The organism is Thermocatellispora tengchongensis, from assembly GCF_014202315.1.
In the GTDB taxonomy this organism is placed as follows: domain Bacteria; phylum Actinomycetota; class Actinomycetes; order Streptosporangiales; family Streptosporangiaceae; genus Thermocatellispora; species Thermocatellispora tengchongensis.
Window position 1 is genome coordinate 127880 of sequence record NZ_JACHGN010000017.1, and the last position, 12603, is coordinate 140482.

The 12603-nt window shown below is 72.3% G+C and carries 12 protein-coding genes; 2 read left to right on the forward strand and 10 right to left on the reverse strand.

Annotated elements, in window-relative coordinates; genetic code table 11:
• Positions 1-175: 175 nt before the first annotated feature.
• From HNP84_RS34405 to HNP84_RS34415, 3 genes are read right to left on the reverse strand one after another with little or no spacing between them, the layout of a single operon-like run.
• Entirely contained in the window at positions 176-2347 is a 2172-nt protein-coding gene (locus HNP84_RS34405) for a xanthine dehydrogenase family protein molybdopterin-binding subunit (protein ID WP_221337138.1), read from the reverse strand.
• The gene (locus tag HNP84_RS34410) at positions 2344-3291 is read right to left on the reverse strand and encodes an FAD binding domain-containing protein (RefSeq protein WP_185054226.1); all 948 of its coding nucleotides are present in this window, start codon (positions 3289-3291) and stop codon (positions 2344-2346) included. Before HNP84_RS34410 ends, HNP84_RS34405 begins: the two co-directional genes overlap by 4 nt.
• On the reverse strand, positions 3288-3854 hold the full coding sequence (locus HNP84_RS34415) for a (2Fe-2S)-binding protein (RefSeq protein WP_185054227.1): 567 nt from the start codon (positions 3852-3854) through the stop codon (positions 3288-3290). The genes HNP84_RS34410 and HNP84_RS34415 overlap by 4 nt, the downstream gene beginning before the upstream one ends.
• A 65-nt stretch (positions 3855-3919) precedes the next feature.
• On the opposite strand from HNP84_RS34415, the gene HNP84_RS34420 reads away from it, so the two are divergent.
• The gene (locus tag HNP84_RS34420) at positions 3920-4816 is read left to right on the forward strand and encodes a LysR family transcriptional regulator (RefSeq protein ID WP_185054228.1); all 897 of its coding nucleotides are present in this window, start codon (positions 3920-3922) and stop codon (positions 4814-4816) included.
• A 100-nt stretch (positions 4817-4916) separates the two neighbouring features.
• Here the strand turns inward: HNP84_RS34420 and HNP84_RS34425 are convergent, their stop codons facing one another.
• The 3 genes from HNP84_RS34425 to HNP84_RS34435 are packed head-to-tail and all read right to left on the reverse strand — an operon-like array spanning position 4917 to position 7935.
• Positions 4917-5648, reverse strand: coding sequence for an SDR family oxidoreductase (locus HNP84_RS34425; protein ID WP_185054229.1), 732 nt, complete (start codon positions 5646-5648; stop codon positions 4917-4919).
• Entirely contained in the window at positions 5645-6709 is a 1065-nt protein-coding gene (locus tag HNP84_RS34430) for a DUF3500 domain-containing protein (RefSeq protein ID WP_185054230.1), read from the reverse strand. The genes HNP84_RS34425 and HNP84_RS34430 overlap by 4 nt, the downstream gene beginning before the upstream one ends.
• Entirely contained in the window at positions 6706-7935 is a 1230-nt protein-coding gene (locus HNP84_RS34435; protein ID WP_185054231.1) for a HupE/UreJ family protein, read from the reverse strand. Before HNP84_RS34435 ends, HNP84_RS34430 begins: the two co-directional genes overlap by 4 nt.
• Before the next feature lie 93 nt (positions 7936-8028).
• Between HNP84_RS34435 and HNP84_RS34440 the strand changes: the two genes are divergently transcribed.
• Entirely contained in the window at positions 8029-8730 is a 702-nt protein-coding gene (locus HNP84_RS34440; protein WP_185054232.1) for a TetR/AcrR family transcriptional regulator, read from the forward strand.
• A gap of 13 nt (positions 8731-8743) precedes the next feature.
• On the opposite strand, the gene HNP84_RS34445 is transcribed toward HNP84_RS34440, so the two are convergent.
• From HNP84_RS34445 to HNP84_RS34460, 4 genes are read right to left on the reverse strand one after another with little or no spacing between them, the layout of a single operon-like run.
• On the reverse strand, positions 8744-9517 hold the full coding sequence (locus HNP84_RS34445; RefSeq protein ID WP_185054233.1) for an ABC transporter ATP-binding protein: 774 nt from the start codon (positions 9515-9517) through the stop codon (positions 8744-8746).
• Positions 9514-10515, reverse strand: coding sequence for a FecCD family ABC transporter permease (locus HNP84_RS34450; protein WP_185054234.1), 1002 nt, complete (start codon positions 10513-10515; stop codon positions 9514-9516). The genes HNP84_RS34445 and HNP84_RS34450 overlap by 4 nt, the downstream gene beginning before the upstream one ends.
• Positions 10512-11525 carry a FecCD family ABC transporter permease gene (locus HNP84_RS34455; RefSeq protein WP_185054235.1) on the reverse strand — a complete coding sequence of 338 codons (1014 nt, stop codon included), beginning with the start codon at positions 11523-11525 and terminating at the stop codon, positions 10512-10514. The genes HNP84_RS34450 and HNP84_RS34455 overlap by 4 nt, the downstream gene beginning before the upstream one ends.
• On the reverse strand, positions 11522-12541 hold the full coding sequence (locus HNP84_RS34460) for an ABC transporter substrate-binding protein (protein ID WP_185054236.1): 1020 nt from the start codon (positions 12539-12541) through the stop codon (positions 11522-11524). The genes HNP84_RS34455 and HNP84_RS34460 overlap by 4 nt, the downstream gene beginning before the upstream one ends.
• Between the last annotated feature and the right edge of the window lie 62 nt (positions 12542-12603).

Below are 12603 nucleotides of genomic sequence, written 5' to 3' on the forward strand. Positions count from 1 at the left end.
CGCCGAATCTCGGAAGCGTGAGGCGAGAACCGTATGATCCGGCGCGAGCCGGCCCGCGCCGGCCCGCGCCGGCATGGCCTCGCTCATGGCGCAGCCGGCGCGGCCACAGGGCGACAAGCACCTCAAGCCGGTATCGTCCGCGATCAGCACGCCGTCGCGGTGGCCTGCGGCCTGCTCACAACAGCCGGTCCTGGGTGATGGGCAGGGTGCGGATCCGGCGGCCGGTGGCGTGGAAGACGGCGTTGGCGATGGCGGCGGTCACGCCTGTCATCGGTGTCTCGCCGAATCCGCGTGCTCCGAGCGCGGCGCTCGCCGGGTCGGGCTTGTCGATGAACGAGACGTCGATGTGGGGCACGTCGGCGTTGACGGGCACGAGGTATCCGGACAGGTTGGCGTTGACGATGCGCGCGGTCGCGGGGTCGACCAGGGTGTGCTCGCTGAGTGTGAATCCGATGGCCCAGATGGCGCCGCCGATGGCCTGGCTGCGCAGGGTCTTGCGGTTGAGGACCCGTCCGGGGTCGAAGACGCCGACGATGCGGCTGACGTGGACGCGGCCGGTCCGCGGGTCGATGCGGACCTCGGCGAAGGTGGCGCCTGTGGAGTAGCCGAGGGGGGCGGCCGGAGGGGTGAGCGTGACCTCGATCGGCCGGCCGTGGGCGCGCAGGACGGCGCGATGGCTGACGCGGCGGCGGGGCTGCTCGCGGTCGAAGAGGTAGCCGTCGGCCGCGGCGACGCGGGCGGCGGGCAGGCCCTGGAGCGGGCCGGCGGCGGTGGCGAGCGCCATGAGTCGCTCCAGGGCGCGGGTGCCGGCCAGGTTGACGCCGCTGCCGACGGTGGGCACGGTCGCCGAGGCGCCGGAGGTGTAGGCCTCGGGGAAGTCGGAGTCGCCGAGTTGGAAGGAGACGTCGTAGACGGGCAGGCCGAGCACGTCGGCGGCGATCTGGGTCATGACGGTGTAGGTGCCGGTGCCGATGTCCTGGGTGGCGGAGCGGACGGTCGCCTTGCCGTCGGTGCCGAGGGTGACGGTGACGCCGGACCCGGGGCGGCCTCCGGCGGTGTGGGCGGCGGTGGCCATGCCCCAGCCGACCAGCATGTCGCCGTCGCGCATCGAGCCGGGTCGTGGGTCGCGGCGCGACCAGCCGAAGCGTTCGGCGCCGATCCGGTAGCACTCGCGCAGGTACTTGCTGCCCCAGGGGCGGCCGTCCTCGGGGTTGACGTCGGCGTGGTTGCGCAGCCGTACCTCGATCGGGTCGAGGTCGAGCTCGTAGGCGAGCTCGTCCAGCGTGCACTCCAGAGCGTGGGCGGTGACGGCCTCGGGCGAGCGCATGAAGCTCTGCGCGGGCAGGTCCAGGCGGGCCACCCGCTGCACGCTGCGCAGGTTGGGGATGGCGTACAGCATGCGGGTGGGCTCGCTGCTGTTGAACTGCGTCTGCTCGGTCCTGGAGACCTGCTGCGTGACGATGTGCTCCAGGGCGGTGATCCTGCCGTCGCGCCGGGCGCCGAGGCGGAGCGACTGGACGGTCTCGGCGCGGTGGCCGTTGGAGGTGTAGGTGTGGGCCCGGGACAGCACCAGTTTGACCGGCCGGCGCAGCCGCCGGGCGACGGCCGCGGTGAGGATCGTGTGCGGCCAGACCGGGCCCTTGGCGCCGAAGCCGCCGCCGAGGAACGGGGACAGCACCCGGACGTTCTCCAGCGGTATCCCGAACGCCTGGGAGAGCGAATGGCGGGTGTTCATCAGGCTCTGGGTGGACTCGAAGACCGTGAGCCGGTCGCCGTCCCAGATGGCCTGGGTCGCCGAGGGTTCGATGGGGTTGTGGTGGTGGATCGGGGTGTGGAAGGCGGCCTCCAGCCGCACCTGTGCCTGTGCCATCCCGGCGGCGACGTCGCCGCGGGTGAGCTCGTTGGGACCGTCGGAGCCGGGCGGCGGGACGAACGCCTCGTTCATCACCTCTTCCAGCCGGGACTGGGGGCGTCGCGCGTCATAGGCGACCTCGACGAGGGTCGCGGCGTGCTGGGCCTCCTCAAGCGTGCGCGCCACGACCAGCGCGACGGGTTGCCCCTGGTGGTGCACGTCGGGGCTCTGCATCGGCAGGTAGCGCTTGAAGAACCCGTGGGTCGGGGCGGGCACGGTGAGCCGGGGCATGTTCAGGTGGGTGAACACGGCGATCACGCCGGGCGCGGCCTCGGCGCCGGCGGTGTTCACGGCGGTGATCCGGCCTCTGGCGACCGTGCTCATCACCAGGTAGGCGTGCAGCACTCCACGGACCTGCTGGTCGGCCGCGTACCGGGCGCGGCCAGTCACCTTGGCGAAGCCGTCGATACGGGACATGGGCCTGCCGACGATCATCGAAATCCTCCCAGGATCTGGGCGAGCGCACGCTGCACCAGCTCGACCTTGAACGCGTTGTGCTCGCGCGGTCGCGCGTCGCGGACCAGGGCCTGTCCGGCGGCCCTGATGCGCTCGTCGGTGAGCGGGCCGCCCTTGAGCGCGGCCTCGGCCTCGGGGGAGCGCCAGGGCCGCGGCGCCACCCCGCCGAAGGCCAGCCGCACGTCGTCGACCTCGCCGCCGCGCAGCCGTACGGCCGCCGCCACGGAGACCACGGCGAACTCGAAGGTGGCCCGGTCTCGCAGCTTCAGGTAGCGGGAACGGCTCGCCAAAGTGGTCACCGGCACCTCGATCCCGGTGATCAGTTCCCCGCTTTCGAGCACGTTCTCCCGTTCGGGCGTGCCCTCGGGCAGCAGGTAGAACTCGGAGATCGGGATGCGCCGCCGATGCGTCACCACGGTCGCCTCCAGCGCGGTCAGCGCGACCGCCAGGTCGGAGGCGTGCACGGCGATGCAGCGGTCGCTGCCGCCCAGGATGGCGTGCCATCGGTTCTGCCCGTCCTGGGCGGGGCAGCCGCTGCCCGGCCGCCGCTTGTGACAGGCGAACGCGGTGTCGCGGAAGTACCAGCAGCGGGTGCGCTGGAGCAGGTTGCCGCTGATGGACGCCATGTTGCGGATCTGGGGCGAGGCCGAGTCCAGCAGGGCCTGCGAGATGACGGGGAGCCGGTGTCGCACGGCCGGGTGGGCGGCGACCTCGGCCATCCGGGCCAGCGCGCCGATGCGCAGCACGCCCGCGTCCAGGCTGATCCCGCCGAGCGGCAGGGCGTTGATGTCGACGACCCGGTCCGGGGCCTCGACGCCGTCCTTCATCAGGTTGAGCAGGTCGGTTCCCCCGGCGATGTAGTCGCCCCCGGCGGAGACCGCGTCGCCGGTGCTGGTGGCGCGTACGTAGTCGAAGAGCTTCATCGGCCGGCCGCCTCGCGGATCGCGTCGACGATGTTCGGATAGCAACTGCACCGGCACAGGTTGCCGCTCATCCAGTCGCGGACCTCCTGGTCGGAGCCCGCGTGGCCCTCGGCGACGCAGGCGACCGCGGACATGATCTGCCCCGGCGTGCAGATGCCGCACTGGAAGGCGTCGTGCTTGAGGAAAGCGGCCTGCATCGGGTGGAGCTCATCGCCCTCGGCCAGGCCCTCGATGGTGGTGATCTCGCGGCCTTCCTGCATGACGGCCAGCGTCAGGCAGGACTTGATGCGCTTGCCGTCGGCCAGGACCGTGCAGGCGCCGCACTCGCCTCGGTCACAGCCCTTCTTGGTGCCGGTCAAGGCCAGCCGCTCGCGGAGCGCGTCGAGCAGGGTCACCCGCGCCTCCACCTCGACCTGATGGCGTTCGCCGTTCACGAGCAGGGTGATCGCGCCGGAAGGAGCCGCCGCTCCGGCCAGAACGGGCTGGGTCAGCACCGGGGTGATCGCGGCGGCGGTCGCGCCCGCCTTGAGCACATCGCGTCGAGTGGGTCCGTCTTGAGTCATGCCATGGAGCTTGACCCACAACAGGGGCATGCGTCCAATGCATGTTATGCACGTAGGATATGCGCATGGCGCATGATCTCAATCTGCTCGAAACGCTGGCCGTGCTGCTGGAGGAGCGGCACATCTCCCGGGCCGCCGAGCGGATGCACCTGAGCCAACCGGCGATGAGCCGCACCTTGCAGCGGCTGCGCGCCATGTTCGGCGACGAACTGCTCGTACGAGCTCCGCAGGGCTACACGCTCACTCCCCGGGCCCGGTCGATCCAGCACGAGCTGGCCGACATCCTGCCCCGATTGGACGCCCTGCTGCGCGGCGGCTCCTTCGACCCGGCCGCCGCCACCGACTCCTTCCGCATCGCGCTCACCGACTACGCGACCACGCTGCTCGGCCCCGGCATCTTCCAGCCGCTGTTCCATCAGGCGCCCGGTGTGTCGCTCACCGCCAAGCCGCTGGACGAGCAGACCTTCGCCGACCTCGACAGCGGCCGGCTGGACCTGGCGATCCTCGGCGTCCAGCCGCCCAAGCAGTTGCGGTGGGAGGTGTTGTTCGAGGAGGACCTGGTCTGCGTGGTCTCGGCCGACCACCCGGTGACCGGCTATCGCATGTCGCTGGCGGACTTCCTCTCCTTCCCGCACGTCGTGGTGGTCATCTTCGGCGAGGAGCAGACCGTGGTCGAGCAACGGCTGGCCCAGCTCGGTCATCGCCGGCCGTCCGGCCTGCGGGTGCCGTACTTCTCCGCCGCGGTCACCGCGCTGCCGGGCACGTCGCTGGTGGCCACGCTGCCTCGCCGGCTGGCCGAGCGGTACGACGCCGATGCCGGCCTGCGCCTTCTGGAGATGCCCGCCGAGTTCTCCCCCTTCCTCTACGGCATGGCCTGGCATCCCCGGGTCGACGGCGATCCGGCGCACGGCTGGCTGCGAGAGATCGCCAGGCAGGCGGGGCGGGCGCTCAGCCGGGCCTGAGCCGGCGGTCCCCTGGGTCCGGCGGATTGGTCGCCGGCTCGCGGGCATGGCTCACGGCCGAGGCGTTCGCAGGCGCCCCGGCCGTGAAGTCACGGAACGGTCAGACGATTCCTCCGTTGACGCGCAAAACCTGCCCGTTGACCCACCGGCCAGCGGGGCCCGCCAGGAACGCGACGACCTCGGCGACGTCGTGTGGCGTGCCCAGGCGCTCCAACGGCGGCTGGGCGGCCAGGCGGGCGACGGCCTCCTCGTCCTTGCCCTTCAGGAACAGGTCGGTGGCGGTGGGGCCCGGGGCCACCGCGTTGACCGTGACGTCACGGCCGCGCAGCTCGCGAGCGAGGATCAGGGTCAGCGCCTCCACGCCGCCCTTGGTGGCCGCGTACGCCCCGTAGGCGGGGAAGGCCAGGCCCACGATCGAGCTGGACAGGTTGATGATCGCGCCGCCCCGCCGTACCCGGCGGACGGCCTGCTGGTCCACCACGAAGGTGCCGCGGAGGTTGGTCCTGACGACACGGTCGAGGACGGCCAGGTCCATATCGGCCAGCGGAGCCAGCCCCACGATTCCCGCCGCGTGCACGACGACGTCGAGGCCGCCGTAGGTCTGCTCGGCCAGGTCGAACATGGCCGTCACGGCGGTCTCGTCGGCGACGTCCGCGCGCGCCGCGATCGCGTTCCGCCCGGCCGAGGAGATCTCCGCCACCACCGACGCGGCCTTGTCGGCGTTGCCGGCATAGCCGACGACCACGGAGAAGCCGTCTGACGCCAGCCGCGTCGCGACCGCACGGCCGATGCCACGGGAGCCGCCCGTGACGAGGGCGACCCTGTCGTTCATGATGAGACCCCGTAGTCGCTCTGCTTGTCGCGGAAGATCGAGTGGTAGTGGACCTCGTCGCCGCTGCCGGTCTGCTCCTGGTTGGAGAACTCGATCCACAACCGCGGGCCGTCGAGCCGCAGGTAGGCCCCCTGGTCGTCCGGCCGGATGGAGCCTCCCCAGGCGAGGTGGGTGGAGCCGTACTGGGAGACGTACTCCCGCATCAGCGCCTCGGCGACCCGCTCGTCGCTGTCGCCCACCCAGTTGCGGATCAGGGCGGTGACCTGCTCCTGCTGCGCCGCGGGCAGGTCCGAGACCCGCACGCCCTGAGCGGGGGCGGGGAAGCGGCCGTCGTCTCCCGCGCCGACCATGATGTCGGAGAAGACGCCCTCCAGCCGGGCCCGATCCCGCACCTCGGGGGGAAGGGCGGCCAGCAGGGAGAAGACCGAGTCGGCCTCGTCGCGGAGCGGTTCCACTCGCCGGCCCGCGACCTCGAACCAGCGCGGATCGACCCCGGTGAAGGCGGGGGTGGGGCTGACGCGGCCACCGGCGTAGGTGGTCGTCACGCCCAGATGGTGGCCGCCGATCTGGACGGTGAAGCGCTCGGTCCGGCTGGGCCGGCCGAAGAAGGCGATGAAGTTGAGTTCGGAGCCGAAGGAGGTGTTCCCGCCGCCGCGCTGGTTGAGCACGTTCCCCGCGGCGATGATGCCCTGCAACTCGGCGAAGCCGTCCTCCGACAGCATGGCCTCGGCCACGCCCATCGCGGCGGCCTGCTGCTCCTGCGAGAGATCGCCGATGCGCAGCCCGTTGCGGCTGCCGTCGCGGCCCACGGGCAGGTTCGACCATTCACGCATGGTCGCCAGGTCGTCGCGGTCGTAGAGCACGTTCTCACGCTGCTCGGCGGAGAGCGTGGCCAGGAAGGTCTCGGCGGCGGCGACCACCGTCTCGGTGGCCCCCTCGACGGTGGGGCCGCCGGTCACCGGGTTGGGCCGGCTCTGGGGCAGGCTCGGCGCGGGGGCCGTGGCCGGCTGTGCGGAGCAGGCGGTGGCGAGCAGGGCGATTCCTGCCAGGGCTTTTCTCATGACGTTCTCCAGATGGCGGTTCTGCGGAAGAGGTCGGCGACCGCGAGCGCCGCCAGTGCGACGGCGACGATCGCCGGGTGGGCGGTCAGGACGTCCACGACCGGCTGCAGCGGGTTGGTCCAGCCGATGGCGCGTTCTGCGGCCCAGGTCAGGGCGAAGGCCAGGCCCGCCGCCGCGGCGGCCTGGCGTACGCGGGCGTAGTGGCGGCCCTTGGCCAGGACCAGCAGTGACGGCAGGACCAGCGCCACCACCAGGAGCTGGGCCAGCTCCACGCCGAGGTTGAAGGCCAGCAGGGTCAGCGGGTCGGGCCCGCCGCCGAGGTCGCGCAGCAGACCGGCGAAGGCCATGCCGTGCACCAGGCCGAAGCCCGCGGCGAGCGGCACCTCGCCGCCGCGGACGCGCGGACGCCAGGCGTGCACGGCGGAGGCGGCGACCGACAGGGCGATGACGACCTCGACCCACCGGGTGTCGAACTGCCAGCCGCCCAGCGTGACCCCGGCCAGGGTGAGCGAGTGCCCCACGGTGAACGCGGTGACCACCTCGAGCGAACGTCCGATCGCCGGGGCGGGCAGCAGGAGCATGGCCAGGAAGAGCAGGTGGTCGAAGCCCTCCAGGACGTGGGCGGTGCCGGCGAGGAGGGTGGCCGCGAAGCCGCCGTCCGGCCCGGAGACGGTGAGGCTGCCGGTGTGGTGGTTGAAGGTGCCGGCCGGCCGCAGCCGGGGTTCGTCCAGCGTGCCGCCGGTCCGTCCGAGGTAGAGGTGCACGTCGTGGGTGAGCACCTCGCGCAGGATGACGTCGGCGGCAACGGTCAGGTCGCTGGTGTCGGGCTCCCCCGGCGGCCGGAGGCGGAACGGCACGCTGATCGCCGGCTCGGCGTTCACGGTCGTCGCGGTGGGGGCGCCGAAGGTCTCCTGCCAGATCCCGTTCGGCCCCCGCACCGTCAGGCGATCGGCGAGGTAGGCGGCCAGCGGGCCGTCCTCGGGCTTCCAGGCCAGCTCCAGTTGATCCTCGGGCAGGTGGACGGCTCCGGAGACGCCGTCGGGACGGACGTCCAAAACCAGTGCGGTGGATCCGGGCGGGTGCGCCGCGGCCTCGCCCGCGGTCATCAGCAGCGCGGCCACGGCGGCGCAGAGCAGCACGGCCGTCCGGCGGGCCGCGAGCATCGGGGCCGGCCCGGCGCGGCCGAGTCCGCTCAGCCAGGCCCGTCTGCTGGGGCAGGTGTCCATGAGCACGCTCCTGTAACTTCGCTAAACAACCTCTATAACGAGAGTATGTATAACGCTGTTCTAGGAGCGATGGCAAATGCGTATAATCGCGTTATGAGCAAGGAGCCGGCTCCACGTCAGCGCATCCTCGACGTCACCATCGAGCTGCTGGAGTCCAAAGGCGTCGAGGGCGTCTCGGTCCGCGACGTGTGCGAGCGGGCCGGCGTCAAGGCCCCGACGGTCTACCACCACTTCGGCGACAAGGACGGCCTGCTCGAAGCCGTCGTCACCGCCGGCTTCGAGCGCTACCTGGAGGAGAAGCGCAAGCGCGCGCCCTCCGGTGACCCTGTGGCCGACCTGTGCCGCGGCTGGGACGGCCACGTCGAGTTCGGCGTCACCCACCCGGCCTTCTACGCGCTCATGTACGGCACGCCCCGCCCCGCCAAGCGACACCCGGCCGCCCTGGAGGGCGAGGAGATCCTGACCGAGCTGGTCCGGCGCATCGCCGAGGCCGGACGCCTGCTGCTGCCAACCCCCGAGGTGGTGCACATCGTCCACTCGGCCACCGTCGGCACGACCCTCACCCTCATCACCGAGCCCGAGGCGCCCGGCGCCGAGCACCTGTCCCAGCGTGTGCGCGACGCCGTCTTCGCCTCGGTCATCTCCGGATACGGCCACCCGGCCGAGCGGCGCGACGGCCTCGCCCGGCAGGCGCTGACCCTGCTCGTCACGCTCTCGGCCCAGTCCGAAGGCGTGCCGCTCACCGGAGGCGAGCGGGCACTGCTGGCCGAACTACTCGGAAAGCTGGCCGTGTAACATCGTTACATTGTCAGAGGGCCGCATCCAGCAGGCAGCGAGGGGTCCCGTGCAGTTCGTCCATGACCACCCGCCCGGCCACGCCGAACACGTCGGCCAGGAGTTGCGGTGTGATCACCTCTGTCGGCTTGCCGTCGGCCCAGACCCGTCCCTCGTGGAGTGCGACGATGCGTTCGGCGAAGCGGGCCGCGTGGTCCAGTTCGTGCAGGACGGTCACGACGGTGAGGCCGCGCGCCTCGCGCAGGGTGCGCACGAGTTCGAGGACCTCCAACTGGTGGCGGATGTCCAGGTGGGCGGTCGGCTCGTCCAGGAGCAGGATGCCGGTGTTCTGGGCCACGGCGAGCGCGAGCCGTACGCGCTGGCGCTCGCCCCCCGACAGCGTGTCGAGGACGCGGTCGGCGAGATGGGCGACTCCGGCCAGTTCCAGCGCCTCGTCCATGGAGTCCGACTCCCACAGCAGCCCCAGCGGTCCCCGGTGCGGATACCGTCCCTGCCGCACGAGCTCGCGGACGGTGAGCGCCGGGACGGGCGGCAGGGTCTGGTGCAGGACCGCCAGCCGCTGGGCCACCTGCCGGCGCGACAGGGACGCCAGCTCCGTACCGCCGAGCAGGATCCGGCCGGACGACGGCTTGAGCAGGCCCGCGATCAGGCGCAGCAGCGTGCTCTTGCCGCACCCGTTCACGCCGACCAGGGCGACGAACTCGCCGGCTTCGACGGTCAGGTCGATCCCGGCCAGGACCGGGCGGGTGGCGTACGAGAAGTGCAGGTCCTGGACCATCACGCTCATTGAGATCTTCCCAGTCTGATCAGGACGGCGGAGCCGGCCAGTGCGGTGATCACACCGGCCGGGACGCCGAGCCGGTGCGTGCCGTTGAGAAAATGCCCGGCGAGCTGGGCGAGGCTGTCCGCGCCTGCGAGCGCGACGGCCCCGGCGACGGCGGCGGTCAGGACGCGGCCGCCCAGCCTGCGGGCGACGTGCGGGGCGACCAGACCGACGAAGGCGATCGCCCCCGCCAGGCTGGCCGCGCCGGCGGTCAGCGCGATGGCCACGGTCAGCGCGATGGCCCGGCCGAGGGCGGGGTGCAGGCCGAGCGAGGCGGCGTGATCGTCGCTGGGCGCCAGGACGGCCAGCAGGCCCGAGCAGGCCCACGCCAGGGCGATGCCGCCGGCGATCCACCAGGAGGCGAAGGTCAGGTGTTCCCACACCCGCCCCTCCACCGAGCCGATCAGCCAGCGCAGCGCGTTACCGAACCTGCTGGGCTGGTAGGCCAGCAGCATCGTGGTCAGCCCGGCCAGCAGCGCGCTGCCCAGCAGGCCGTGGACCACCAGATGGGCCGGATCGCGGCCGGCCGAGAGCAACCAGGTGACCCCGCCGCCCAGCGCGCCCCCGGCCAGCGCGGCGAGCAGGGCACCGGCCGCGGAGTCGGCGGGGAACAGGCCGAGGGTGAGCCCGCCCAGGATGCCGAGCACCGCGCCGGGGTTCACGCCGGAGAACTCCGGCGCGGCCAGTGAATTGCGCAGCGTCGCCTGCAGCACGTACCCGGAGACGCCCAGGGCCGCCCCGGTGAGCAGCGCGGTGAGCAGCCGGGGCACACCGAGCTCCCACACGATCTTCTCGGCCTGGCCGTCGGCGGCGCTGTCGAGCAGACCCGCGATGGCGCCGATCGGCTGCCCGGAGACGAGCAGGTGCGTGGCCGCGACCACCGCGAGCAGCACCGCCGCCGTGGCCACCCGGCCGAACCTGGCCGTACGCGCGCCGGGCGCCGGCCTGGTCGTGAGCGTCATGCTGAACCCCGCTTTCGCAGCAGGACGGCCCCCGTCAGGACGCCGGCCAGGGCCGTCCACGCGCCAAGAGGGGTCTCCACCGGGGCGAACGCCAGCCGCGCCGCCACGTCGGCGGTCATGGTGACCAGTGCGCCCAGCGCGGCCGACCACGGCAGCCAGCTCCGGACCCCCGCGTGCGGGCGCAGCCGCCGGGCGACCACCGGCGCCAGGAACCCCACCCATGCGATGGGACCGCAGGGTCCCGTCACGGCGCCGATCAGCAGGGTCGCCACCGCCAGGACCCCCAGCCGGGCCCGGTTCACCCGGCTGCCGAGGGAGGCAGCCGCGTCGTCGCCCAGCCGCAGCAGGCCGAGCGCGGGGACGCAGAGCACGATGAGCGGGATCGCGACGGCGAACCACGGCAGCGTCCTGGCGGTCTGCTCCCACATCAGGCCGGACAGGCTGCCGACGAGATAGCGGAAGAGCATGTCGTACTGGAGGCGGTCGGCGGTGGCCATCACGGCCAGCAGCAACGCCTGGATCGCGGTCGAGACGGCGGCGCCGATCAGCAGGACGCCTCCGGCGCTCCGCCCGGATCGGGCCGCGGCCAGCGTGGCCAGCCCGCCGAGCGCGGCGCCCAGCAGGCCCGCCAGCGGGTACAGCGGGGGCGGCACGGGCAGCGCCCACACCACGCACACGCTCACGGCCAGCGCGGCCCCGGTCGAGACGCCGAGCATCTCCGGGACGGCGAGCGGGTTCCGAAGCGACTCCTGTAGGAGGAGCCCGGCCGTGCCGATGGCCGCGCCGCCGAGCAGGCCGATCAGCACGCGTGGGACGCGCAGCTCCCAGACCACGACGTGCGCGATCGAGTCCGGCGCGATGGACAGGAGGTTCTGGGGGGACACGAAGGGCGTGCCCAGGCACAATCCGGCCAGCGCCACTGCGGCGAGGCCGAGTCCGGCCACCCATGGCGCGAGCGTGAAGGGGCGCCCGGCGGTGTCCGCCGGGCGCCCGTCGAGCGCAGTGCTCATCCGGCGGCCTTGGCCAGCGCCTCGTCCAGGATGATGCCGAACGCCCTGGTGCCGCGGCCCGACGCCCACAGCTCGGTCGGCACCTCGTACACCTTGCCCGCCGCCACTGCGGGCACGCGCTTCCACACCGGGTTGTCCTTGTAGTGCTCGCTGACCGAGGTGCCGAAGGACTGGATGAAGATGACCTGGGGCGCCTTGGCCAGGATCTCCTCGATGCTGTACGCCTGCGCGGTCTCGAAGCCGCCGCCCTTGCTGGGCCAGGGGTAGGCGAAGAACTGCGACATGAAGTGGCCCAGCACGTCCTCGGTGGTGTTCACGCCGATCGCGGTGCCGCCGTACATGGCCAGGACCGGCTTTTTGTCCAGCCCTGCGGCCTTGGCCCGGGTGAGCCCGTCGGCGAGCTTGGCGCGGAAGCGCGTCTCGGCCGCCGCCTGCTGCTGCCCCCGGTCGGTGAGCTGGGCGAGCGCGCGCAGGTAGCCGATCGAGTCGTCGTACGACTTCACCTGGACCACCCACAGCGGCGCGAACTTCTCCACGGCGGTCCTGAGCTGGTCGTGCACCCCGGCCAGGCCGATCACCAGGTCCGGCTTCGCCTCGGCGATCTTCGCGACGTCCTCGCCGCCGAAACTGCCGGGGATGACGGGGACGTCGGCGCCCTTCGCCCCCAGGTAATCGGGGCGGGACAGCAGCTTGGGGGTCGTGGTGGCCACCGGTGCCAGGCCCAGCTCGACGAGGGCGTCGTCGCACAGGCCGGTCAGGCACACCACGCGCTCGGGCTTCTTCTTCAGCGTGAACGTCTTGCCGTGCGGGTCGGTGACGGTCAGGGCGGCGCTGACCGCGGTGACCGGAGCGGGGGTCACCGCGGCGGCTTGCGGGGTCGCCGGAACGGCGGTGCCGGTACGGGGGTCGCTCTGACCACAGGACGCCACCAGGGCGAGCGGGACGACGGCGATGAGGGACCGCCTCATCGCCGCCCAGAAGCGCTGCCCGCCGAGGGAGAGAGCGCCGCGGCGCATGGGACCTCCAGGTGTGAAAACCATTATCAACACTAGACGGTGAAAATAGTTATCATTTACGC

What these genes read in the sequence shown, in the direction of transcription:
- HNP84_RS34405 (WP_221337138.1), bottom strand. Translation starts at nt 2,347, where the DNA reads ATGATCGTCGGCAGGCCCATGTCCCGTATCGACGGCTTCGCCAAGGTG.
- HNP84_RS34410 (WP_185054226.1), bottom strand. Translation starts at nt 3,291, where the DNA reads ATGAAGCTCTTCGACTACGTACGCGCCACCAGCACCGGCGACGCGGTC.
- HNP84_RS34415 (WP_185054227.1), bottom strand. Translation starts at nt 3,854, where the DNA reads ATGACTCAAGACGGACCCACTCGACGCGATGTGCTCAAGGCGGGCGCG.
- HNP84_RS34420 (WP_185054228.1), top strand. Translation starts at nt 3,920, where the DNA reads ATGGCGCATGATCTCAATCTGCTCGAAACGCTGGCCGTGCTGCTGGAG.
- HNP84_RS34425 (WP_185054229.1), bottom strand. Translation starts at nt 5,648, where the DNA reads ATGAACGACAGGGTCGCCCTCGTCACGGGCGGCTCCCGTGGCATCGGC.
- HNP84_RS34430 (WP_185054230.1), bottom strand. Translation starts at nt 6,709, where the DNA reads ATGAGAAAAGCCCTGGCAGGAATCGCCCTGCTCGCCACCGCCTGCTCC.
- HNP84_RS34435 (WP_185054231.1), bottom strand. Translation starts at nt 7,935, where the DNA reads ATGGACACCTGCCCCAGCAGACGGGCCTGGCTGAGCGGACTCGGCCGC.
- HNP84_RS34440 (WP_185054232.1), top strand. Translation starts at nt 8,029, where the DNA reads ATGAGCAAGGAGCCGGCTCCACGTCAGCGCATCCTCGACGTCACCATC.
- HNP84_RS34445 (WP_185054233.1), bottom strand. Translation starts at nt 9,517, where the DNA reads ATGAGCGTGATGGTCCAGGACCTGCACTTCTCGTACGCCACCCGCCCG.
- HNP84_RS34450 (WP_185054234.1), bottom strand. Translation starts at nt 10,515, where the DNA reads ATGACGCTCACGACCAGGCCGGCGCCCGGCGCGCGTACGGCCAGGTTC.
- HNP84_RS34455 (WP_185054235.1), bottom strand. Translation starts at nt 11,525, where the DNA reads ATGAGCACTGCGCTCGACGGGCGCCCGGCGGACACCGCCGGGCGCCCC.
- HNP84_RS34460 (WP_185054236.1), bottom strand. Translation starts at nt 12,541, where the DNA reads ATGCGCCGCGGCGCTCTCTCCCTCGGCGGGCAGCGCTTCTGGGCGGCG.